Genomic DNA, 23757 nt, shown 5'->3' on the forward strand with positions numbered 1-23757 from the left:
ATCGCCTTTTCAACTACGCGTTCAATGACAAAGCCCAAAAATCCGTTTATAATAACTCCTAAGAAAACAGAAACGAGGTGCAGGGCATGAGGGTTCAGGAGTTATTTAAGAAGGTGGATGCTGTGGAAGTGGCAGACGCGTATTTGGTGATGCACATCATTTTTTATCCCTATGAGCACCGCACACTGCGGGAAAAAATCCATGCGGCAGGAAAGCTGAGACAAATGATTGCGGAGTCAATACAGGGATTTATTTCCTGCAACGCCATGATCGGGGACAGACAGAAGACGATTTTCCTTTTTGAAGAAAAAGAGACGGAATATCCACCCCAGGGAAATGTCAATTATTCTCTTTCCGCTGTTTATGATGATCAGGCCTGCAGAAACATGGAGGCCTCTTCCATGCAGGAGGAAAGCCGAGCGGGAAAGAGGATTGCGCACTGTGAAATTAATAGGGATTCTATGGAAAAAGTTGCAGGATATCTCATCTCGGAATTATGTGTGAAACGATTTGGAGAAGCCGCCTGCTGCGCGGAAATCCTATATCATTTCTTCTCTTTTGGATTCACAGATGAAGAGCGCCAGAAAAATATTACAGCGCTTCAGGAGCGTTTAAAAACAGCAGATAAGGAAATTGCGGAGGGAAAAAACCATTTTCTGGAAGATCTCTGCGAAGAGCTGCACAGGAAATTGATTGATAACTGCGAAGACCCGGATTTAAGACAGTATATGATACTGGCCAGAGAGCACGAAAAGCTGACGGCGGATATTATCTCCCGCCATAGGATGGAAGTGTTGAAAGAGAATCAGCGAAATGCGGAAGAGCTGGTTCGGGAGGAATATGAAAACCGTCGGCGGCAAATAGAAAGATGCAGAGCGATTCGAAGAGAACGGGCAGGAGAATATTCCGGAGGACAGTTTCTTTATGAAACGTGCGTGGAATATTACGGTAAATACCAAATAACACTGGCAGAACAGATTGGAGCCGGTATTGAGAATCAAAGAACCCGGAAATCTGCCAGCTATGAGAAAAAAACATATCCCAACAGGTCGATCCGAAAAGTGAAGCCACTTTAACGAAATTCAGCGATCGGTTAAATGGCAAAAGGGACACGGCGTTTTATCTTTTTGTAGCCAGAAGACGCCCGTCTCTTTAGACGGGGGAGAACGTCACAATAAGGGAAAGGCAAATATGCGGTCAGATCAGCAAAAATGGCGTGAGGAAAGGAGGAAGCTATGAGATATAGGCCGGAATACGATAGAAACCTGATTGGAAAAAATCTGAGACGCCTGCGGGAAGCGAAAAATTTGTCCGTAGAAGAGGTGAAAGAGTATTTGCGTTTGGGATCGGTACAGGCCATCTATAAATATGAAAGCGGACAAAGTTATCCACAGACGGATACGATGTTTGCCCTGATGGAACTTTATGAAGCAGAGCTTAACGATATTATTCGGGAACCCCAGGACGAGAAGGCGTGGACAGCCTGCATGGATAAAGTGGAAGTGATTGCGGTAGAAAGCGATAGCAGCCGCTGGCTGGGCAGACTCCTGCGATATTTTCAGTTTGGAGTGAAAGAGGAAGCGGCTGTCTGAGCTCTATAAAAAGTACAGGGAAGATTTTCGGACTGAGAAAGCTGTAAAATGATATACAAAAGGAGGGCGCTCAAAATGAAAACAATGTATATCACAATTGCAGGTATGAATCACTATTATGGATCGGAAATCTTTGAAAAAGGGATGAAAGTGAAACTAGAAAAAGAGCCAGACAATCCGTATGATCGCGAGGCAATCGCAGCAAGAATAAAAGGCCTCGGAAAAATCGGATATGTGGCAAACAGCCCATATACTGTTCAGGGAGAGAGTATGAGTGCAGGTCGTCTCTATGATAAAATTGGAGATACGGCAGATGCGGAAGTCCAGTTTGTTCTATCTCAAAGCATTATATGCAGAGTAAACAGCAGAAGTCAGGAAAACAAAACCGGAAAATCCCGGTAGGAGTATCCAGCCTTTCACACATGAAATCTCATCGCTTTGTGCTTGCCTTTTATATACCAGTGTGCTAGAATCGAGTAGATAAAACCAAGGGAGGTGGCTTGATGTCGTTTATTCGTTAATTTAGGGACAATAAAAAATAATTGCTCTCATCCTGATTATATGATGGGTTTTTTGTTGTACTTATTTTGCGAATGAATGATACAGGCTGGCTTTTTATACAGGCAGTATTTTTGATGTGCTTGAATGTTTTTGAGAAATGGCCGGAGCCATTTTATGCTGAAAGCTTATGAATTGCAGAATAGGTTACAGATAACTCAGAATAAGGGTTATCTTTTTTATTGTCCTTTTGAAGCATGAATTTCATTTTACGGTAGAAAGGAACAATAAATTATGAGAGAGATAAAGAAATGGAAGTCAAAATTTTTAGTAGTTGCATTGGGGCAAGCAATTTCACTGCTGGGAAGTCATGGCGTTCAGTTTGCTTTGATCTGGTGGCTTGCGGAGAAAACATCCTCTCCGTTGATGCTGGGAATATCCGGGCTGGTAGCGTACTTGCCCATGACCTTGTTCAGCCCGATTGCCGGAATTGCCGCCGACAGAATCAACCGCAAGTTTATCTGTATTTTTTCAGACATGGCTATGGGAATGGCGGCGATGATTTATGCGGTTCTGCTGTACTTTTTCGACCTGCCAGTATGGACGGTTTTTATCATGCTGTGTGTAAGAGGGATCGGCAGTACCTTTCAGCAGCCGGCCATCCAGTCCGTTATTCCACAATTGGTTCCGGAAAACCAGCTTGTAAAAACCAATGGATGGATGCAACTGATGAATGCGGGATCCTTTTTCCTGGGGCCTGTGATAGGCGCGTCTCTATACGCGGCTTTTCCGATGTCAGTTGTTTTAATGAGCGATGTGGCAGGTGCCATTCTCGCCAGTACAGCTCTGGCGATCGTAAAAATTCCCAAGTTGGAGAGACAGCAAGCCCAAAAAGAAACGATGATGCGGCAGTTTAAAGCAGGTCTTAATGTGTTCCAGGAGGATAAAAAACTGCTTTATTTGGTAATAGGCGAAGCTTTGTGCATGTTCTTTTATGCGCCGCTGTCCTCCTTTTATCCGCTGATGACCAGTGACTTTTTTAATCTGTCGGCTATGTACGGAAGCGCTGTAGAACTTGCATTTGCAGTCGGAATGATCGTATCATCTCTGTTGTTTTCAAGTGTATGGAAGGTTAAGAAAAAGATTCAAACGTCGTTTGCCGGGCTTCTTGGAATGGGGATGACTGCTGCTGTTTGCGGTATTTTGCCGCCGGTTTATACCGGGTGGTTCATCTTTGCCGGCATGTGCGTTTTCCTTGGAGCATCGGGAAATGTGCATTCTATTCCATTAAACGCGTATATTCAGGAGACAGTAGCGCCGGAAAAAATGGGGCGGGCATTTTCCGTCCTGACGCTGATTTCATCAATAACAATGCCGGCTGGTCTATTGATGAGCAGTCCTGTCGCAGAGGAGGTGGGCGTAAATACATGGTTTTTCATCGCGGGGATCAGCATGCTTGTGCTGACAGCGGTCGTACTGTTTTGTTATAAGCTTAAGTATCCGAAAAGGAGTGAAGGCTACAGGCGGACTACACAAGGAAATGGGAAGAAAAATAAGAGGGCTTGAGCGCAAATTCGCTGCAGATTGTGGTACAATGAAAAAAACATATTCCAGCGGGATTCTGCTTTATCCAAATCAGCGGATCCCGTGAATGGATAAGGAGGAAAAAGAAATGCGAAAAAATCTCGGAGCGAACCCATACGTTTATCCGCAGCCGGTTCTGATCGTGGCAACTTATGGGGAAGACGGAACTCCCGATGCCATGAATGTAGCTTATGGGGGGATCGTAAATTCCAATCGAATCCAGATTAATATCGGAGTGCGCCATAAAACATCGGATAATATCAAAGCAAAGCAGGCATTTACCGTAGGCATTGCGGATGAAAAGAATCTGGAGGCTGCGGATTATGTGGGAATTGTGTCCGGCCATGATGAGCCGGATAAAATCCGAAAATCCGGGTTCCATCTGATAAAAAGCGAATTCGTAGACGCGCCGGTGATCGAGGATCTTCCCATCTGCCTGGAATGCAGAGTGGAAGAAATCAATCAGTATAATGCGACGCTGCGTATTGTGGCGGAGATTGTGAACGTCAGTGCAGATGAAAGCATTTTGGATGGGAACGGAAATATTAATCCGGCCAGGCTAAAAGCGATTTCCTATGACCCGGCCAATAAAACCTATCTAAAAGTGGGCGGGAAGGCAGGAAACGCGTTTTCTGATGGAAACAGACTGAAATGAACTGGCAGCGCTCAATGGCTGCGACGGTACTGCTGATTCTTCTGATTGTAGCAGCTTCGTTTCTGGCAACCAGTCGAATCAACCAGATGGAAGAAAATCGGAGCTTTACGAGGCTCTATGAAGAGACGAACAATCTGGTATGGGATATTGAGGACGCGGTAGAAAGCGATCAGAAGCAAATGAAAGCTCTCGCAGATGTGGTGGCAGGATATGAGGATTTGGATTCGCCAGAGCTTTGGCGGGTTCTGGACTCTTACAGTGGAATTGATATGATGGCCCGTCTGGAGCTTCTGCTTCCGGATAACACGGTTCTGACAACCGGTGGGAAAAGAATAGACGCGGAGGGGAAGCTCTCCTTTGAGACAGAATCTGCGAAAGGTGTGCATCTCAGCGATCGGGAAACGGATCTTGAGAATGATGGGAAGTATATTGTACGCAGCTATGTTCCTGTCATAAAAGAGGGAGAGACACTTGCCATGCTGTATAGTGTCATTGATCTTGCGCGCCTGCCGGAGGAAATGGCAGCGGAACCTTACGGAGGTGAAGCGGCGGTTTATTTGATTGATGGAGCCACTGGAGATTTTTTGATGGATACTTGGCACAATGAGCCGGGAGGCAACATCTGGGCCCTCGGTGAGAGACAAATGGCCCCTGGATATAACCATGAACAGTTGAAACAGGGACTGATTGATGGGAAAACCGGATATGTTGTATTCGTATCTGAGACAATTGGCGAAAATCTTTATTTTTATTATGAACCGGTCAGTGTCAATCAGTGGAGGGTTGCGCTGTCTGTTCCGCGGGATACGGTATTTGCCGGAGCAGATGGGATACGGAACGTTCTTAATATGTTTCTGCTCTTTGAGGCGGTGTGCTTTATCCTGTACTTTCTGTGGATGATTTTTTATGTGCGGAGTGTAACCAACGAAAAACAGCGTCAGCTGGATACGATTCAGTATATATACGATGTAGAAAAGCTGCTGTTCAATGCCCACGAAAACCGGGGAAATATGGAGAAGGCCCTGGAAAAGATCGCTCACATGACGTCTGCCGGAAAAGCTGGGTTTTGGATTGTGGAAGACTCAAGGCCAGTACATTTCTTTTCCTGGGCTGCCCAGTCGGAGAAAAAGTCTCACGAGGCGGCAGAGGGGCCGAAGACGGCTGCCTGGCTTCTGGAATATTTTAAAGAAGGAAACCGGTTGTTTACTGCCCATGGTGAACAGGAAATTCAGGAAAAGATACCCGATGAAGCGCGGGATACCGTGAGAAGTTTGGTTGCCGTGCCGGTGGAGGCTGTAGATGGAACTATTTGCGGAATTCTGGAAATATACAACAGCGCAGAAAGAAAATGGAGCCCAACGATGTTAAAGAGTGTGGAATTCAGTTTTGGTATGTTCTGTAATAACCTGCATTCCTATAATGTGATTAAAGCAAAAGGTGAAAGAGATGCTCTCACCGGACTTTACAACCGAAACCGCTACGAGATGGATCTTCTGACATATCCGGATCGTTATGAGTATTCCCTGGCATGCGTGTATATTGATGTAAACGGACTTCACGAACTGAACAACAGCAGCGGACATGAAGCTGGGGACAATATGCTGAAAACAGTAGCCGCCCAAATCCGAAAAATGTTCGGAGAGCAATATACCTATCGCATTGGCGGCGATGAATTTCTTGCGTTCGCCTCAGATATGGAAAAGGAAACTGCGGAGCGCCTGGGAAAAGAGCTTACAGAAGTGCTGGAACAGCAAAATATCTATGTTTCCGTAGGAGTGCAATGGCAAGAACACGTTCCTTCAATAAACACGCTGATCAAGGCTGCTGAAAAGAATATGTATGCGAAAAAAACCGCTTTTTACGAGCAACAGAATCCTGACAGGAAGATTAGAAATTAGGAATGCGGAGAAAAGCGGAAAGCATACATCTGCTAAACAGAAAAATAACCTCCAGGCTATAGCGCGTCCCGCTTTCCGGAGGTTATTTGTTGTATTTTAAGCCGTTAAAAAGCGTATTGTAATCCGTATGAAAAATTTCCACAAGTGCTTTCAGTTCGCTGACCCGTATATTGTACGTACCTGCCTCCATCTGGGAATACGCGCTTCGTGAAGTGGGGAGACTACGGAGCTGCAGCTGCGCGGCAACCTGCTCCTGTGTCATGTTCGCGCTCTCACGGAGCTGTCTCAAGTTTTCTCCGATAGAGATGTCATCGATCTGTTTAATTTTCTGTGCCATACTTTTATACTCTCTTAATTCAGGCAGTTTATAGGTTAATATTGATTCTAGTACAGATTTTTCATATAATTGCAATGTATAAATTGCAAAAGAAAGGCAGAAATCAGATGAACAGGGAAGAATATAATCGAGTTCTGGAAAAGCTGGCGGAAAAAAGAGGTATCACTGAGGCGGAAGCGGAGCAGGGGCTGCAGGATGTGCTGGACGATATTTTCGAATACCTGGATGATACTGCCCGGAGCAGATGGCTCAAATTAGCGGGAAAAAAAGACAAAATGACGACGGAAGATTTTGTGGAATGCATGGCGGAATTGTTTCAAATCGTGGAGAAAAAACGGTAATATTCGCATATGTTTAAAATTTTCTCCTTTTTTATAAATATTTAGTTGACAATCCGTATACGCTATAATACAATGCGTATTGTAAATAATTAAATGCAAATATGCGATTATATAATGCAATTTTAAAATTAATCATAAAGGAGAAAGAAATCATGCAGAGAACTTATGACGATCGGATGTTTATTGACACTTTTGAACATCAGTTTACGTGGCTCAACGGCTTTATGAGAAACGTGACCCGTTACGGAAAAAAGCTGGCGATTATCGATCCGGCGGAAGACAAGACCTGGACATATGAAGAATTCAACCGGGAAGCCAACCGCCTGGCTCACGCGCTGCGCAAAGACGGCGTAGGAAAAAATGATGTTGTGATGATCGCGCTTATGAACTGCCCGGAATTCTGCTTTAACTATGTGGGACCCAGAAAAATCGGAGCGATTCTCAACATGGCGAACTTCAACCTTTCCGCGGGAGAACTGGCGCTGCTGATCAATCACAATGAACCGAAAGTCATCATCTATTCTGCGGATATTTCCGAAACTATGGCGCAGGCCATTGAGATGGCGGAACACAAACCGGTACACGCGGTAATGGCTGATAATCTGAAAGGCGTGGAGCTTCCGGAGGGACATCTTTCCTACGAAGATTATGTCGCGGGACAGCCGGAAGAAAATCCGGAAATGGATTTCGTACCGCACATTTACGATGAAGTAGTGCGCATGTGTACCAGTGGAACTTCATCGCTGCCAAAGAGCGTACCGCTTAATGATATCAATGAAGTGCTGTCCGCTCATGACGCGATCATGCACTATCCGCTGAACTGCAAGGATGTCTGCATGAATATGACTCCGCTGTTTCACAGAGGCGGAAGCCATTCCGGCGGAACCTGCCCGACCTTTTATGTGGGCGGAGCGCTGGTAGTTGTGCGCTCGTTTACTCCGCGCTCCACTCTGCAGTATGTTGAAAAATACGGAATCACCTATCTGACCGGATCCCCCGCGACACTGGAAATGCTGGCCCGTGTGCAGGAAAAGACTCCGTTTGATATTTCTTCCCTGAGAGGGCTGGTAACGATGGGAGCGCCGTTTGAAAAGTCGGCCTGCATGCGCTATCTGAAAATGCTGACGCCAAATATCCTCAACGGTTACGGAACTACGGAAACTTTCTGGAATTCCTTCCTGCGGCCGTACGATCTTCCGGACTTCGCGGGGACAGTAGGCGGCAGCTGCATTGACGACGAAGTGCGTGTTGTGAAAATCTATGAGGACCGCAAGGCGGAACCGGACGAGGTGGTGCCGCAGGATAACGAGACCGTAGGAGAAATCATTATCCGTACGCCGGCAAAGACTACGTACAGCTACTATAAGAATCCGGAAGAACAGGAGAAAAAATTCTATAAAGGCTGGATGTATACCGCCGATCTGGGATATTGGGACGAGCATTCCTATATTACTGTCAATGGTCGGAAGGATGATATGATTGTGTGCTCTGCCGAGAATATTTATCCGACGCAGATTGAAGAGGTTCTAAGTGGATTTGACAAAGTTAAAGACTCCATTGTGACCGCTGTGCCGGATAAGGTTCGGGGAGAGGTTGTAGTTGCTTATGTCATTGCCGAAGATCCGACCCTGACGATAGAGGAACTGGCGAATTTCTGCCACGAGAGCCCGATGCTTTCAAAATACAAACGGCCGCGCTGGTACCGGATTGTGGACAGCCTGCCGCTTACGGCAACCGGAAAGAAAATGCATTACGTGATGAAACAGCAGGCTCTGGAGGATCTGGAGAAGGGTCTGTTAAAGAGAAAGTAGGAAAGAAAGTGACCTGGAGTTATCAGCGGCGTGTCCGCTATTATGAAACAGACCGCATGGGAGTGGTACACCATTCCAATTACCTGCGGCTTATTGAAGATGCCCGCATGGACTGGATTCAGGACCACATTATGAATTATAACGAAATGGAGAAGATGGGAATCATCATTCCCGCGGCTTCCGCGTCGGGAAACTTTCGGACGTACCTGAAATATGACGATCCCTTTTCCGTAGAAGTAAAATTGATTCAGTTCAGTGGCGTGCGCATGAAATTTGCGTATCAGATTTATCATTCAGAGACGGGAAAACTTTGTTACGAAGGCGAGAGCGTGCATTTTTTCGCGACCGGCGAGGACTATCATCCGTTTTCGATCAAGCGCAAGTTCCCGGAACTATACGAGAAATTTAAAAACTGCATGGAAAGCGATCCAGAGCAAAAGTAAGCTGAGACCGCCTGATTACAACAACATAGGCCGGAGACCGCCGCGGCGGTCTCCGGCCTGTTTCTCTTTCTGGGGATTTAAAGGATGTCCTTTGGCTTTTGCTCCTGCAGGATCCTGAGGAAGAGAGCCGCGGCGGGATTGAGCAGAGATTTGCGCCAGGCTACCGCGCAGGTGATGGAAGCGTCGGCGTGATCGATGGGTACGACTTCAATCGAAGAGGCGGATATTTCTCTGGAAAAGGTGATCGGAAGAATGGAAATCCCAAGCCCCGCGCTGATACACAGGAGTACGGACTTCATATCGTTAAACTGATTGATCACATGAGGGTAAAAACGATACATGCGGCAGTAGTTCATGATCTGCATGTAGAGAATCGGGTTCTCCTCCTCGGAAATCAGGATAAATCGCTCCTTTTGAAGCGCGGAAGGATTCAAATCCGCGCCGGCTCCGGCCAGCGGATGGCCTGCGGGCAGAATCAAACCCAGAGTTTCCGTATGGGTGACAATGGTGTCAAACTCATCACTGTCCGGCAGCATATCCATATACAGAAAATGAAAGTCATAATGATCTTCGCCTTCTTCCAGCAGAGCGTCTCCGGAAGACACGTATGTGACGTCCACAATGATATCGGGGTATTGTTCCCCAAAAATGCGGAGACACTTGGTTAAAAAGGTGTTGGCGGAAGGAACGGTAGCGAGATTCAGGCGCCCTTTCGCTCCGTCATGCAGCTGCTTTACCGCATAAGCGCCTTTTTTCGCCGCTTCCAGGATCTCCCGGGCGTACGGGAGGAAGGTTCTACCCTCTTCCGTAAGTCGAACATCCCGCTTTGTCCGGTAGAAGAGTTTGACTCCCAGCTGCTGTTCCAGATCATGGATCTGGCGGCTGATGGTGGATTGAGGCACGTCATTCTGCTTTGCCGCGTTCGTAAAATTCAACGTCTGGCTGACCGATAAAAAACTTTTAATCTGGTTTAAATTCATCGTTATCCCCCATTGATTGACAGGTGTCCCGAGGAGTGGTATCATCGAAACAAGAAATCTTTTTTATCAATATTCGCGCGTAATTCTCTCTATTTATCCGATTTTGCTATTATACAATAAGATCTTCTTCCTGTAAAGAGGATTCGGAGGGACCAATGAAAACAAAACTTGTAGTTACCGGAATGGGTGCGGTTACACCGATTGGATGCGGTGTGGAAACATACTGGAATAACCTGGTGAACGGAGCCTGCGGGATTGATTCGATCACACAGTTTGACGCTGCCAATCTGGCTGTTCAGATTGCCGCGGAGGTCAGAGATTTTGACATCGCGGCGCATATGCCGAAAAAGCTGATACGGGAAACAGACGCTTTTACGCAGTATGCTTATGTAGCGGCAAAAGAAGCGCTGGGGGACGCCCTTCCGGCTGAACCGGACCGTGTGGGAATCGTTATGGGGACAGCTATGGCGGGAGTGGCGACGACGGCGGCTACTCAGGAAGTGCTGACCAACGCGGTCCACAAAAATGTAGGTCCCCGCTTTGTACCCCGGATTCTGGGAAACATCGCCGCGGCGCAGATTGCGATTAATTACGGGATCTGCGGTCCAAGTCTGACTTTGTCGACCGCGTGCGCTTCCGGAGGGGACGCGGTTTCCACCGGAGCGATGCTGCTGCTTTCCGGTGAGGCGGACGCGGTGCTGGCGGTGGGCGCTGAGAGCATTCTCTGCCCGCTGGTCATTTATTCTCTTGCCAACGCCCATACATTATCACGGACAAACGATGATCCGCAGCATGCCTGCCGCCCCTTTGACACTGGAAGAAACGGTTTCGTTATTGGAGAAGGCGGCGGCGCGTTGGTGCTGGAGACCGAGGAACACGCGAAAAAGCGCGGAGCCAGGATTTATGCCGAACTTGCCGGATGGGCCAACAATAATGACGCGTATCATGTTATCAATCCAATCCCGGATGGAACGAATTCCGCGGTCTGTATGCTCCGGGCTTTGGAACGCGCTGGAATCGCGCCGGAAGAAGTGGGATATATCAATGCCCACGGGACGGGAACGAAAACCGGCGACCGCGCGGAAATGGCAGCTCTGCGGAGAGTGTTCGGCCCGTCCGGAGCGCGCCCTGCGGTGAGTTCAACAAAAGGCGCTACCGGGCACATGATGGGAAGCGGCGGAATTACCGAAGCCATTGCCTGCATCCAGGCCATCCGCTGCGGCGTGTTGCCGCCGACGCTGAATCTGGAAGAGCCGGAGGACGACTTTAACTTTGTCGCGGAGCAATGTCGGGAACAGGAAATTAACGTGGCAATGAGCAATGCGTTTGGATTTGGAGGTCAGAATTCGAGTCTGGTGTTTCGGGGAGTATAAAAGATGAAATTGAATGGTCCCAGTGACCGGCAGTCAGAAATAGCTGCCGCTGAATTGTAGCCAAGTCCCTTCAATCCGGGCTGAAGGATACAAAAAATCTACATTTGCGGGAGCAAACAAATGGACTCTCCCTGATTTTTCAGGATTTCTAGAAAACGTAAGCTTGCTAACCCACAACTTTTGTATCCACGGACCTGTTTCCCGCTGTACAGGATACAAAGAATGTCAACAACTCTGTTTTTTTACAGCATTTCACAAAATCAGTTTCATATAAGTGTATACCGGGCTGAATCGCGCTTTGGGAGCGGACTTGCGGAGAACCAGGAAGATCCAAAAGACGCGTAAAAAAACGAAAAATTGTGATATAATGAAAATCAGTTCAGAGAACACAATTAGAATACAGGAGGAACAAACAAAATGGCAATCATAAATACGCCCCTTGCGGCAGGAAAAATCACATTTAAAAACAGACTGATTTATCCGCCCATTACCATTGCGAAAGCTTCGGCGGACGGGGAAGTGACGGATGATTCGCTGGCTTACTACGAAGAAAAAATGCACGGCGGAAGCTTTTCGCTGGCTATTGTGGAACACTGTTATGTCACACAGGAAGGGAAAGCTTCCAACGGACAGGTGTCCATTGCGGATGACGCTAAGATTCAAGGTCTGGCAAAGCTAGCGCGGGTAATCAAAGGCGCGGGTACGAAAGCGGTGGTACAGATAAATCATGCGGGCAGCTGTACCACCGCGGAAGTGACGGGAATGACTCTCAAAGGCGCGTCGCCGGTACAGAACCCCAGACAGGGAGGGGTTCCCGAGGAAATGACAAAAACGGAAATCCGCGGAGTCGTAGAAGCTTTCAGGGCAGCCGCGGAACGCGGAAAAAAAGCTGGATTTGACGGCGTGGAAATTCACTCCGCCCATTCCTATTTGCTGAACCAGTTTTATTCGCCGCTTACGAATCTGAGAAATGACGAATATGGTGGAAAACTGGAGAATCGCCTTAAGATTCATTTGGAGGTGATTGAGGCAGTAAGGAAGGCAGTTGGGAAGGACTATCCGATATTTTTGAGATTAGGAGCCTGTGATCATATGCCAGGTGGCAATACGATTGAGGACGCGGTCAAAGCAGCTAAAATTCTGGAAGACGCAGGGATCGATATTCTAGATATATCCGGGGGAATGTGCGGTTATGTGAATCCGGAAAGCAGCGAACCAGGATATTTTGGGGAAGAATCTAAAGCGGTTAAAGCAGCGGTAAATATTCCGGTTATTACTACGGGAGGCGTAAAAGCCCCGGAAGACGTAGAGGCTCTGCTACAGGCAGGAGCCGGTGATCTGGTGGGCGTAGGACGGACTGTTATGCAGGATTCGGCCTGGGCCGGACGAACCATCGGGTTTTACAGAGACTGAAATGAACGGAAAAGGGAGCTGCCCGGCAAAAGGCAGCTCCCTTTCCATATATGATATGTCAGAAATCTTGTTTGCGAAATTTAACGGTCTTGAGGATTAAGCGGAAAGCGCTTCCTCACCTTCTACAGGAAGCTCCTGATGACGTTCCGCCCAATAGCGCCCACCCCGGTACAGCTTTTTAAAGAAGAGGTATGCCGGAATCGATGTGGCGGCAAGACCGAGCCCAACGATCCAGTTGTCCGCGAAGATGCTGGCACCGTAGATGGCAATGGGAAAACAGAGATAGATACAGTATGTTTTGTTTCCGAGGGGTACCTTAAAAGGTAGCTGTAGATCCGGATTCTGTACCCGCAGCTTTATATTAGCGATAAACATCATGATGACCGGAACCGCGTATAGGATAGAGGCGATTCCAACAAATTCAATAAAGCTTCCGGACGTACACAGAACAATACTGACAAGGGAAAGGATAATGATCGCGGCATAAGGTGTTTTGCGTGTCTTATGCTCTTTGGAGAAGATCTGAAAGAATTGTCCTTTCCTGCTGAAGGAAGCCATTACATGGGCGTAAGCCAGTATGTATTCACAAAGGATCATCATGCTTGCCAACCCTCCGGCGACCACAAAGGCCCATCTGAGAGGCGCGCCGCCTAAAATCCCTCCGATTTCCACAAAGGATAAAGGCCCTTCGGAAGACCAGCTCTGCCAGTTGCCGACCGCCGCCAGGGCGGGGATTACGAATAGAATGTACATGATGGAGATAATCGGAACCGCAATTACAATCGCTTTTGGAACCAGCTTTTCTCCATGCTCGATCTCGCCTGACATGGTAGAAATCGTTTCAAACCCCGTATTGAACCAGATTCCGATGAGAAGTCCCTGGCCTGCGGCCTCAAGGAAAGACATATCCTGCGGATGTATTGGCTTGACCGGACTGTATTCAATATTCATAAAAGATAATACAATTAATACAAGAAACGGAATAATCGCCAGGATGGTAATTACAGTAGCCATATTGCTGACGAGCTTGATTCCGAGAATGTTGATGACTGCAAAGAGGGAAATCAGACATGCGCATAGCAGCCAGTAGATAAAGTCATTAACCTCAACAGGAATCAGCATTTTCAGGTAGTTGGCGCTGAGCACGGCAAAGGTGGCGGGTTCAACAAATCCCGCAATCGTGTAACACCAACCGCTTACAAAACCGGCCTTCTCTCCAAGGCCTTCTTTGGCCCAGGTGTACATGCCGCCGTCCTCCGGGTAAGCGGAGGACAGCTCTGCGGAAGAAAGGCCAAAGGGGAGTGACCAGACAAATGGAATCGCAATGAACACGAGCATGGTCATTCCTGGTCCCACGGATCCTACCAGGTCTTCAATTCCGAATCCCCCGCCGGCAACGGTCACACATATCATAGCGATGAGACCTACTAGGGAGATCTTTGTTTTTTTATGTGACATAGCAGATATGCCTCCTTTCTGGATTTGGATACCGGGGCAGTTATAGAAGCATTGACTTATTTCGCTGCCTCCGTTTCCCGCCCCGCTCCTATAAGAAATGTTTGGATTACTGATTCAGATCCTCCAGCATTTTCTGCTCATTCAACATATCCGCATATTCGGAATCCATTTCTTTAATTCCTGCAGGGAATTCATATTTTGCCAGACGTTCTACGAATGGATCCGGATCAAAGTGTTCCGGCCCCCAAGCTCCGGCGTCATTCCAGATCCCTTTGGCAATCAGTTCCATCATAATAACAGGACCTACAGCTGTCTGAGCGACAACGGAGTTTGTTGTGAATTTTTTAATGCAGTCCTGATTGTCTGCTATCTGATACAGATATACGGATCTGTATTTTCCATCTTTCCAGCCTGTTACCCAGGTACCTGCGCAGCCTTTTCCGGTCATAGTCATCGTCGTGTCTACCGGGCTCGGAATTACTTTGCAGACGAAATCTCTTGGTGTGATTTCACTGTCTCCAACTTTAATCTTTGTATGTTTATCCGCCAGACCGTATTCATGCAGCACCAGCAGTTTCTTTCTGAAATCAGCCGGAACACCATATTTAAACGTGCAGCGGTTGCAGTCGATTTCTCTTGGAACAAGCAGAACTTCTTCATGCTCTACATTTACGACTTCTACATCGCCGATTCCGCCGGGGAAGTTAAATACTTCCGGTTCCGAGAACTGTTCGGTACAGAACCAGTGACCGTCCGGATTCTGTTCATTCTTTTCCCAGATTACCGGAGGCGCCAGACATTCTTCAATGGTGGTCCATACGGAGAAACCAAAATCGGAATCTGTATTGCCATAATTATCTCCATCTCTTACATTTACTTCATCAATCTTGTCAAAGAGATGTTTTTCCGCGTATTTGGCGAAGACGTCCGCCATGCCGGGTTCCACGCCGGAACCGCAGATTGCGATCTGTCCGGAAGCTTCCCACTCTTTTTGCTTGGCGAACTGATAGTCGCCCAGCTTAATATTTGATAATTCATAAGGCTTTTCCGGATGAGGAGTACCTAAAGTCATCGCGCAGTCCAGATAACCGATGCCGGCTTCCAGGCAGGTATCAAAAATCGTTTCATTCATTCTCGGATCACACGCGTTCATTGCGAATGTAATATCATGTTCTTTTGCTACTGCTTTAATACTTTCCGCGTCCATGGCGTTGATCTGAGCCGGGACAAACTTTCCGCCGCCGCATATTTCATTGGCGACTTTCTTCGCGCGTTCAAAATCATAAAATGGACCACATGGTCCATTCGATTGAAATTTCAATATTTTTGATTTTAGATCCGTGGATGATCACTTTGAGACTGAACAAGATGCATTAATTCCACTCTTGTCGAAACGTCCAGCTTTTCAAAAATATTGTGCATGTGACGTTTGACTGTATGCTTGGAAATAAACAGGCGATCCGCGATATCCGGATTGGTCAGTCCCTGATAGGCAAGAAAAAACACGTCGCGTTCCCGCTGAGTCAGGCGGTGCTGTTCCGCTACCAGATTAATAAGATCTTCCTCTGTAAGCGCGGGTTGGGATTTATGATCCTTTTCGAAAAAAAGCGGAGAAAAATCCTTTTTATACATATAAAAAATTGTAAGGAAATTAATGATCAACAACAAAATCGAAGTCACTCCGTAAAGGAGGGTACATTTTACTCCTATATCCACCTGGTGGATAAAGACAGAAACAACGACTGTATTATTCCATAGATTGTTAAAATTTACCAAAATGCTGACTGTAAGAATATAATGCCGGCTGGCCTTGTCCAACAGATCCCGATATCCGAGCCATATATAAGCAGCTATAAAAACGATGACCGTAAGACCAAGTACAATTTCTGCCACAATTACGATGACTTCTGCCCAAAATTGATCGGTGGAATAATATTCATCTAAAAGGAAAATATAAATCATAGCAGAGCAAATCATTAGGATCGCGAAAACTTTATTTGTATATTTTCGCCACAGAGCCATTTTAGGATTGGGAGAAACGATAATCGCGTCAATTAGCTTGACCCAACTGTACCCCATTGCGTAAAAAATAACAGAGTCCAAGGCTCTGAGGAAGATATTTGCGGCAAATTCCCCCAAAACAAGCTCACGGTAATATGTAATATAATAGAAAAGCCCCAATATAATTGATATAACTATAAAAAAAGCGGAAGCTTTCAGCAGCCGTGTCTTACCTACATCCCGATGTTTCCCGATTATAATAATCAGAGTAATGGCCTGGAGGCTGAGAAAACACATGATAGTATAGGTAATAAAAAGTGTATTTGAGATCATATCTGCCCCTCCTTATCTTTTATAAATAAATTGTCGGATTTTTTTCGCAATGGTAAAAGTATAGCATTGAATGTTCGAAGATGGCAACGTAGAATAAGATTTTTTAGATAGAGGCAAATAAATACCAACATTACAACAAATTAATGGAGGAAAATTGGTTGACAAAGACAGAAAATTCAAAGTAATATAGAGATAATAATGTGAATACCAACTCCGATTTTCGTTTGACACCCTGTGCCGGCGAAAACGTCAGGGTAGCGGGAGCGATCCGGCTGCCTGCCAGTGTGCGAAGGAGAGGGATTGATTTGACAATTAGTCTCGCCTGCGCACTTTTTTTGTCCCTGAAAGCGGAAGAGGGCGCCGGGTCGGGACAAGATGGACTGTGCATGTGCAAGAGGAAAGGTGGAGGATAAGATGATAAAAGATGCACGAATCCTATACATTGACTTAAAGGAGAGGGTAATTGAAACCAGAACGCTGGAAGCGGAGACTTATCGGAAATATCCGGGCGGATCCGCGCTTGGCATGTATCTGATGCTGCGGGAAATGGATCCCGGAGTTGATCCGTTGTCTCCGGAAAATATGTTGATTTTTTCCGTCTCCCCGCTGACCGGGATTCCTATCAGCGGTCAGAGCCGGATGTGTGTAACGACCAAAAGTCCACTGACCGGAACTGCCGGGGATTCTCAGGTAGGAGGGTTTATTCCGGTCGCGGTCAAAGGAAATGGTTGGGACAGCATTGTAATAAAAGGGAAAGCGGATACCCCGGTATACCTGTATATCGAAAAGGACAAAGCGGAGATTCGGGACGCGTCAAAAATGTGGGGAATGCTTACAGGTGAAGCGGAAGAGGCTATTGCGGAAGATCTGGGACATCGCAAATTTGAGTCGTCCATTATCGGTCCCGCGGGGGAAAATCAGATTCCCTACGCCGCTATCATGCACAGAAGGAGCCGCGCTAACGGACGGAACGGAGTGGGAGCTGTTATGGGCTCAAAGAACCTGAAGGCCTTGGTGGTAAAAAAGGCGCCGCCGGTTCTTCCGGAGGATCCGGATAATATGAAGAAATATCTGACTCTCAATGTGAAAGAGAAAATGGCGGCCAACGATACCATTGTGGATACGGCGGTAAACGGATCCGCGGGCTGCGTGGACGGTCACGCGGCGGAAGGCTTTCTGCCGTCTTACAACTGGGAGAAAGGTCTAATGGATGACTGGATTAAAACGGCCGGAACAACGATCACCAATACGGTTCTGAAAAAGCGGGAGACCTGCTTTGGCTGCGCGATTCGGTGCAAGGGTGTGGTGGACATACCGGGCAAAGCGGATCCGGAATACGGAGGACCGGAATACGAGACCTGCGCCACCTTTGGCTCTTACTGCGGAAACACGGATCTGGGAGATATCTGCCACGCGAATCAGCTCTGCAATATGTTTGGGTTGGATACAATCACCTGCGGCGCGACTATCGCGTGGGCGATGGAATGTTTTGAAAAAGGAATTCTCACGGAAAAAGATACCGATGGATTGGAATTGAAGTTTGGAAACGGAGCGGTGTTTGATGCGTTGATTAAAAAAATCGCCCGCAGAGAAAAGGGAGTTGGCGAGCTTCTGGCGAAAGGCAGCGCCGCCGCGGCGAAAGAATTAGGCCCGGAAGCGGAAGAACTGGTGGTTGCCTGTAAAGGGCAGGAGTGGCCGGCTCATATGGTACAGTTTAAACCGAACCTGGCCCTGAACTACGCGGCGAACCCTTTTGGCGCGGATCATCAGTCCTCTGAGCATGATCCGGCGTTGATGGCTCCGGACGACGACCAGAACTGGATTTGGCCGAACATGCTGGATCATTTTGAAAAATGCGATCGCTATGGTGTGCTGGATGATAACAAGGCCCGGTTTGCTTACGCGACTCAGAAGTTCTACGCTATGATGGACAGCCTGTGTCTGTGTCAGTTCGCGTGGGGACCGGCGTGGCAGCTGTACGGCCCGCAAGATTTGGTGAATTTCTGTAAATATGGAATCGGATGGGAGACTTCCATCGCGGAGCTGCAGGAAATCGGAGAGCGCCGCATCAATATGATGCGTCTCTTTAACCAAAAACTAGGGTTTTCAAGGAAAGATGATACTCTGCCGAAGAAAGCCTTCCTTCCGGTGGAACTTGAAGCTGGAGAGGTCGCGCAGATTACGCCGGAACAGTTCGAACACACACTGACAACCTATTATGAATATGCCGGGTGGGACGCGGAGACCGGAAACCCCACACAGGAAACCATCGAGCGTCTCGGCCTTGGATGGGTACGGGAGAAATTATGCTTGTAACACTTAATAAAAAAGAAATGATGCTGAAGGAAGGCATGACAGTATCAGAGCTAATTAAACAGCGGAAAATGCGTAAGGCAGCCGTCTGGATTAACGGGCGCCAGCTGCTTTCCGCGGAATACGAAACCTGCGTAATACAAGAAGGAGATGAGATACGCCTCCTTCGGATTATGGCGGGCGGATAAAATTTATCTTCACGTTGAGCCGGCGGTATGTGTCCATATCACCGGCTTTTAAATTTACAAAAAATTAACATTGGTTTTACGAATAGAATTAACCGTTTTCTGATATTCTTTTGTTGGTTTTTCAGGAAAAAAAGAAAAATATAGAGGCTGACAGAGCCGCGGTGTTTCCCGTACAATAGAATTAAAGCACAATCTGTCCCAGAACCTGATCCGGATTCTCCTTGCCAGTCATTCCTGCTGATTGTGCCAGTTATACAAGGAGGACAAAATAATGAAAAAGAAACTGACAAGAGTGCTGATTGCGGCACTGATTTTCGCGGTGGCAACCGGGCTGGTTTTTGCGGATTCTTCGGGTAGCCGGAACGCGGCGGAAGGCAATAGTCCCGAATCGGAAGTTGCCTTTGCGGCAGGACTGACTTTTTATTCACAAAAAGATGAACAGGCGATCCTGCGCCTGACGAACCTGGGGCAAACAGAGATGCGGGTCGCGCAGCAGGCACACTACATAGACAATATCGGATCCGCCGGTTCGATAGCGGGAAACGCGGGAACCCAGACTGTCCTGGAGCCGGGGGAGACTAAGCGGATTGAATTTCATCTGGCGGCACCCTGCTCTCATGGAGAAAATTCCATTCTGTCCTTTTTCTTTGAATATGACGGATACTGGTATTTGGGAAAGGTGGGACAGAAGAACGGAATTGAATATTTTTTAGACCATGATTGAACCGCCGGGATTTCCTTGCATAACCCCTGCCAAGCCTCTCATAAAAATTTGATTTTTCCATAAAAATGAGATAGAATATTCGTATTAGCGACTCGGGCGAAAAAGCTCGAAATCGGAGACAAATTCTAAGCAGAGAAGAGAGAAACAATGGAACATATTATTTGGAACAAAGAAATGGAGTGCGCGGACAAGGAGACCATACGGGAGATTCAGCTGGCGAGGCTGAAGAAGACTGTGGAAACCTGTTATGAACGGGTGCCTCTGTACAAGCGCAAATTTGATGAGATCGGGTTAAAACCGGAACATATTAAAACCCTGGCGGATGTAAAGCATCTTCCCTTTACGACCGCGGAGGATCTGAAAAACAGCTATCCTTTCGGGATGTTCGCGGTCGATAAAAGAGAAGTGGTGCGGATTCACGGCTCTTCAGGAACCACAGGAAAACCCAAAATCGTAGGATACACAAAACAGGATTTGGACAACTGGTCGGAAATTATGGCCAGAGTGATCTGCGCGGCGGGAGGCACGCCTGATGATATTGTGCAGATTGCCTTTGGATACGGGCTGTTTACCGGAGGATTCGGACTTCATTACGGTATGGAGAAAATCGGAGCTATGGTTGTTCCTCTTTCCAGCGGAAATACAGAGCGACAGCTTATGATTATGCAGGACTTTGGTTCGACTATTCTGATTGCCACACCATCCTATGCCCTGTACCTGGCTGACGAAATCGAAAAACGAGGAATCGATAAAGACAAGATTAAGCTCCGCCTTGCGCTTTTCGGAGGCGAAGGCCATACGGAAGAAATGCGGGCGAAGATCGAAAAGCAGCTGGGCATCCTGGCTACAGAAAACTATGGCCTTTCCGAGGTGGGAGGCCCGGGTTACGCCGGCGAATGCTATCTGAAGCAGGGCATGCATATCGCCGAAGACCAGTATTATACGGAAATCGTTGATCCGGATACGTTAGAACCGCTGCCGATGGGAGAAAAGGGGGAAGTGGTCATCACATCTCTCGTAAAACAGGCATTCCCGGTTCTCAGATATCGGACCAGGGACATCAGCTGGCTGAATGACGAGCCGTGCGAATGTGGAAGAACTTCTATGCGGATGGCTAAGATTCAGGGACGTACCGACGATATGATGGTAATCCGCGGAGTCAACGTATTCCCGTCCCAGATCGAGTCCGTTGTCATGGGAATGAAAGAGGTAGAACCGTTCTACGAAATTGTGCTGACGAGCGAAGGCTATATGGATCGAATCGAGGTTAAAGTGGAATTTTCCGACGCGTCACTGCTGGATGACTTCACAAAACTGGAAGCTCTCAGAGCTAAGATTAAACATAATCTGCGGGTCATCCTGAACATTGATGCCAAAGTTACGCTGGTTTCACCGGGAACCTTGCCGCGTTTTGAAGGAAAAGGAAGACGGGTAATCGATCATAGAAAGAATAAATAAAAAACACTGAGTAAAGAGGTTGGACATGGAAAAGAAAATAATGTTAGGAAATGAAGCCTTCGCGAGAGGCGCTTACGAAGCAGGAGTAAAGGTGATTTCCTCCTACCCGGGAACTCCGAGTACAGAAGTGACGGAAGCGGCGGCCCGGTATGATGAAATCCATGTGGAATGGGCGCCTAACGAAAAGGTAGGCACAGAAGTCGCGGTCGGCGCGTGTATCGGAGGAGCCAGAGCCCTTTCCTGCATGAAGCATGTAGGACTGAATGTGGCGGCGGATCCTTTTTACACGGCTGCTTACACAGGCGTTACCGGCGGTCTGGTTATCCTGGTAGCCGACGATAACGGATGCCACTCCAGTCAGAACGAGCAGGATTCCCGCTACCATGGAAAAGGCGCGGGCGTTCCGGTACTGGAGCCTGCTAACGCGCAGGAATGCAAAGACTTTATGAAATACGCGTATGAACTGAGCGAAAAGTACGATACGCCGGTTCTGATGCGTTCCAATACCCGGATTTCCCATTCCAGAGGAATCGTTACTGTTGGGGAGCGGGAAGAAAGAGAAAACAAACCTTACGAAAAAAATATACAAAAATATGTCGCTATGCCGGCTATGGCGAAAAAACTGCATATCGCGCAGGAAAAACGCCTGAATCAGATTGAAAAAGATTCCAGAGAATTCCCGATTAACCGGATCGAGATGAACGACAAAAAAATTGGTATTATTACCAGCGGGATCTGCTACCAGTATGTCAAAGAAGCTCTGCCTCAGGCCAGCGTGCTGAAAATGGGAATCATTAATCCTCTTCCCAAGGATCTGATTCGGGAATTCGCGCGGCAGGTGGAAGAAGTCTATGTCATTGAAGAGGGAAATCCGTTCTTTGAAGAGCAGATCCGCGCCATGGGAATCCCCGCCAAAGGAAAGGACATGTTTACGATTCAGGGTGAATATTCCGCGAATATGATTCGGGAAGCCTTTACCGGAGAAACTCCGGAGCATGTTCCCGCCCAGCCGGCGCCGGGAAGGCCGCCGCTCATGTGCGCGGGATGCCCGCACAGAGGATTGTTCTACATATTAGGAAAGCTGAAAAAGACCGTAATGGGCGATATCGGATGCTATACGCTGGGCGCGCTGCCTCCGACTTCAGCCATGGACGCCTGTCTCTGTATGGGCGCGTCTATCACAATGGCCCATGGGTTTGAAAAAGCGAGAGGCGCGGAAGCGGCGAAGGATACCGTAGCGGTACTGGGAGACTCGACTTTCTTCCATTCCGGAATTACAGGTCTTATCAACATGAATTATAATCAGTCTACGGGAACGGTAATCGTTCTGGACAACCGGATTACGGGAATGACCGGGCATCAGGACAATCCGTCTACCGGAAAGAACGCCAAAGGAGAACCTGCGCCTGCCATTGATATCGCGGATATGGCCCGGGCCTGCGGCGTAAAACATATTGTGGAAGTAGATCCTTTTGACCTTCCCGCTGTGGAAAAAGCAGTCAAAGAAGAAACAGAGAGAGAGGAACTTTCCGTTATCATCACTAAGCGTCCGTGCGCGCTGATTGTAAAACAGCCGAATATTCCTCATGTAATCACAGATAGCTGCAAGAACTGCAAAAAGTGCATGGATATCGGATGCCCGGCTATTGAAATGGAAAACGGAAGACCTGTCATCGCGGCGGAACGCTGCGTAGGATGCGGCCTGTGCAAACGCGTATGCCCGTTTGGAGCGATTGAAGAGGAGGTAAAATAGGATGAAGGATATAAATATACTGATCGTAGGTGTCGGCGGACAGGGCACCCTCCTTGCCAGTGTTCTGCTGGGAAAGATCGCTCTGGAAGAAGGATATGACGTAAAACTCGCGGAAGTCCACGGAATGGCGCAGCGGGGCGGAAGCGTCGTGACCCATGTGAGAATCAGCGAGGGGGAAGTGAGATCTCCGCTTATCGAAGAAGGCGGCGCGGATGTGATCGTCGCTTTTGAGGAACTGGAAGCGTACCGCTGGATTTCCTATCTGAAAAAAGGCGGCGCGATCTTTGTGAATTCCCAGCAGATTAAACCGATGCCGGTCATTATGGGACAGGCGGAATACCCTGCGGATATCCTGGGCTTTTTAAGAGAAAACGCGGAGAAAGTGACGGCTCTGGACGCCCTTGGAATCGCTACGGAATGTGGAAGCGCGAAGGCGGTCAACACCGTGCTTTTAGGCGCGATGGCGAAAGAACTGCCATTCCCGAAAGAAACCTGGGTTCGGCAGATTGAAAGCACAGTAAAACCAAAGTTTGTCGAGCTGAATAAAGAAGCTTTTGAAAAAGGATACAATGCATAATGGAAAACAGGAGGAACCAGAAAGATT

22 protein-coding genes and 1 pseudogene are annotated in these 23757 nt (G+C 47.6%); 18 read left to right on the top strand and 5 right to left on the bottom strand.

The window, feature by feature from the left end; all coding sequences use genetic code 11:
• The first annotated feature begins 86 nt into the window (after nucleotides 1–86).
• The 6 genes from H9L42_RS12225 to H9L42_RS12250 all read left to right on the top strand — a co-directional run bounded on the left by H9L42_RS12225 (nucleotide 87) and on the right by H9L42_RS12250 (nucleotide 6227).
• Nucleotides 87–1076 carry a hypothetical protein gene (locus tag H9L42_RS12225; RefSeq protein ID WP_187303682.1) on the top strand — a complete coding sequence of 330 codons (990 nt, stop codon included), beginning with the start codon at nucleotides 87–89 and terminating at the stop codon, nucleotides 1074–1076.
• Between the two features lie 159 nt (nucleotides 1077–1235).
• On the top strand, nucleotides 1236–1592 hold the full coding sequence (locus tag H9L42_RS12230; RefSeq protein WP_187303683.1) for a helix-turn-helix domain-containing protein: 357 nt from the start codon (nucleotides 1236–1238) through the stop codon (nucleotides 1590–1592).
• 75 nt (nucleotides 1593–1667) lie between these two features.
• Nucleotides 1668–1994: an HIRAN domain-containing protein gene (locus tag H9L42_RS12235; RefSeq protein WP_187303684.1), complete on the top strand. Its 327-nt coding sequence runs from the start codon at nucleotides 1668–1670 to the stop codon at nucleotides 1992–1994.
• A 390-nt stretch (nucleotides 1995–2384) separates the two neighbouring features.
• Nucleotides 2385–3656, top strand: coding sequence for an MFS transporter (locus H9L42_RS12240; protein ID WP_187303685.1), 1272 nt, complete (start codon nucleotides 2385–2387; stop codon nucleotides 3654–3656).
• 106 nt (nucleotides 3657–3762) lie between these two features.
• On the top strand, nucleotides 3763–4329 hold the full coding sequence (locus tag H9L42_RS12245; protein WP_187303686.1) for a flavin reductase family protein: 567 nt from the start codon (nucleotides 3763–3765) through the stop codon (nucleotides 4327–4329).
• Nucleotides 4326–6227: a diguanylate cyclase domain-containing protein gene (locus H9L42_RS12250; RefSeq protein ID WP_187303687.1), complete on the top strand. Its 1902-nt coding sequence runs from the start codon at nucleotides 4326–4328 to the stop codon at nucleotides 6225–6227. The genes H9L42_RS12245 and H9L42_RS12250 overlap by 4 nt, the downstream gene beginning before the upstream one ends.
• Nucleotides 6228–6309: 82 nt before the next feature.
• Here the strand turns inward: H9L42_RS12250 and H9L42_RS12255 are convergent, their stop codons facing one another.
• Nucleotides 6310–6564 (bottom strand): helix-turn-helix domain-containing protein, encoded by a 255-nt coding sequence (locus H9L42_RS12255; protein ID WP_187303688.1) that lies wholly within the window; start codon nucleotides 6562–6564, stop codon nucleotides 6310–6312.
• Nucleotides 6565–6671: 107 nt separating this feature from the next.
• Between H9L42_RS12255 and H9L42_RS12260 the strand changes: the two genes are divergently transcribed.
• The 3 genes from H9L42_RS12260 (at nucleotide 6672) to H9L42_RS12270 (ending at nucleotide 9159) form a co-directional block, all read left to right on the top strand.
• Entirely contained in the window at nucleotides 6672–6905 is a 234-nt protein-coding gene (locus tag H9L42_RS12260) for a hypothetical protein (RefSeq protein ID WP_187303689.1), read from the top strand.
• A gap of 152 nt (nucleotides 6906–7057) precedes the next feature.
• On the top strand, nucleotides 7058–8716 hold the full coding sequence (locus H9L42_RS12265; protein WP_187303690.1) for a class I adenylate-forming enzyme family protein: 1659 nt from the start codon (nucleotides 7058–7060) through the stop codon (nucleotides 8714–8716).
• Between the two features lie 8 nt (nucleotides 8717–8724).
• Entirely contained in the window at nucleotides 8725–9159 is a 435-nt protein-coding gene (locus H9L42_RS12270; RefSeq protein ID WP_187303691.1) for a YbgC/FadM family acyl-CoA thioesterase, read from the top strand.
• A gap of 77 nt (nucleotides 9160–9236) precedes the next feature.
• Here the strand turns inward: H9L42_RS12270 and H9L42_RS12275 are convergent, their stop codons facing one another.
• Nucleotides 9237–10139: a LysR family transcriptional regulator gene (locus H9L42_RS12275; RefSeq protein ID WP_187303692.1), complete on the bottom strand. Its 903-nt coding sequence runs from the start codon at nucleotides 10137–10139 to the stop codon at nucleotides 9237–9239.
• 155 nt (nucleotides 10140–10294) lie between these two features.
• Here H9L42_RS12275 and H9L42_RS12280 point away from each other — a divergent pair, with 155 nt between their 5' ends.
• Both H9L42_RS12280 and H9L42_RS12285 read left to right on the top strand, forming a co-directional pair.
• Nucleotides 10295–11512: a beta-ketoacyl-[acyl-carrier-protein] synthase family protein gene (locus tag H9L42_RS12280; RefSeq protein WP_187303693.1), complete on the top strand. Its 1218-nt coding sequence runs from the start codon at nucleotides 10295–10297 to the stop codon at nucleotides 11510–11512.
• 417 nt (nucleotides 11513–11929) lie between these two features.
• Complete coding sequence (locus H9L42_RS12285; RefSeq protein ID WP_187303694.1) at nucleotides 11930–12925, top strand: NADH:flavin oxidoreductase; 996 nt, start codon at nucleotides 11930–11932, stop codon at nucleotides 12923–12925.
• 96 nt (nucleotides 12926–13021) lie between these two features.
• Here H9L42_RS12285 and H9L42_RS12290 read toward each other — a convergent pair whose 3' ends face one another.
• The 3 genes from H9L42_RS12290 to H9L42_RS12300 form a co-directional block, all read right to left on the bottom strand.
• Entirely contained in the window at nucleotides 13022–14383 is a 1362-nt protein-coding gene (locus tag H9L42_RS12290) for an APC family permease (RefSeq protein ID WP_187303695.1), read from the bottom strand.
• A 106-nt stretch (nucleotides 14384–14489) separates the two neighbouring features.
• Nucleotides 14490–15704, bottom strand: coding sequence for a saccharopine dehydrogenase family protein (locus tag H9L42_RS12295; protein ID WP_187303696.1), 1215 nt, complete (start codon nucleotides 15702–15704; stop codon nucleotides 14490–14492).
• An 11-nt stretch (nucleotides 15705–15715) separates the two neighbouring features.
• Entirely contained in the window at nucleotides 15716–16717 is a 1002-nt protein-coding gene (locus H9L42_RS12300) for a helix-turn-helix domain-containing protein (protein WP_187303697.1), read from the bottom strand.
• 414 nt (nucleotides 16718–17131) lie between these two features.
• Between H9L42_RS12300 and H9L42_RS12305 the strand changes: the two genes are divergently transcribed.
• The 7 genes and pseudogenes from H9L42_RS12305 (at nucleotide 17132) to H9L42_RS12330 (ending at nucleotide 23730) form a co-directional block, all read left to right on the top strand.
• Nucleotides 17132–19033 (top strand): aldehyde ferredoxin oxidoreductase family protein, encoded by a 1902-nt coding sequence (locus H9L42_RS12305; protein WP_187303698.1) that lies wholly within the window; start codon nucleotides 17132–17134, stop codon nucleotides 19031–19033.
• Nucleotides 19024–19218, top strand: coding sequence for a sulfur carrier protein ThiS (thiS, locus tag H9L42_RS12310; protein ID WP_187303699.1), 195 nt, complete (start codon nucleotides 19024–19026; stop codon nucleotides 19216–19218). The genes H9L42_RS12305 and thiS overlap by 10 nt, the downstream gene beginning before the upstream one ends.
• A gap of 271 nt (nucleotides 19219–19489) precedes the next feature.
• Nucleotides 19490–19942 carry a hypothetical protein gene (locus H9L42_RS12315; RefSeq protein ID WP_187303700.1) on the top strand — a complete coding sequence of 151 codons (453 nt, stop codon included), beginning with the start codon at nucleotides 19490–19492 and terminating at the stop codon, nucleotides 19940–19942.
• A gap of 381 nt (nucleotides 19943–20323) precedes the next feature.
• Nucleotides 20324–20941 (top strand): annotated as a pseudogene (locus H9L42_RS17455) (phenylacetate--CoA ligase family protein); the annotation flags it as partial.
• A 144-nt stretch (nucleotides 20942–21085) separates the two neighbouring features.
• Nucleotides 21086–21400, top strand: a complete 315-nt coding sequence (locus tag H9L42_RS17460; RefSeq protein ID WP_465270667.1) for a hypothetical protein — start codon at nucleotides 21086–21088, stop codon at nucleotides 21398–21400.
• 25 nt (nucleotides 21401–21425) lie between these two features.
• The gene (gene iorA / locus H9L42_RS12325) at nucleotides 21426–23153 is read left to right on the top strand and encodes an indolepyruvate ferredoxin oxidoreductase subunit alpha (protein WP_187303701.1); all 1728 of its coding nucleotides are present in this window, start codon (nucleotides 21426–21428) and stop codon (nucleotides 23151–23153) included.
• Nucleotide 23154: 1 nt separating this feature from the next.
• Nucleotides 23155–23730 carry an indolepyruvate oxidoreductase subunit beta gene (locus tag H9L42_RS12330; protein ID WP_187303702.1) on the top strand — a complete coding sequence of 192 codons (576 nt, stop codon included), beginning with the start codon at nucleotides 23155–23157 and terminating at the stop codon, nucleotides 23728–23730.
• The last annotated feature ends 27 nt before the right edge of the window (nucleotides 23731–23757 follow it).

Origin of the sequence: Zhenpiania hominis (assembly GCF_014333425.1) — a bacterium.
GTDB lineage: Bacteria > Bacillota > Clostridia > Peptostreptococcales > Anaerovoracaceae > Hominibacterium > Hominibacterium hominis.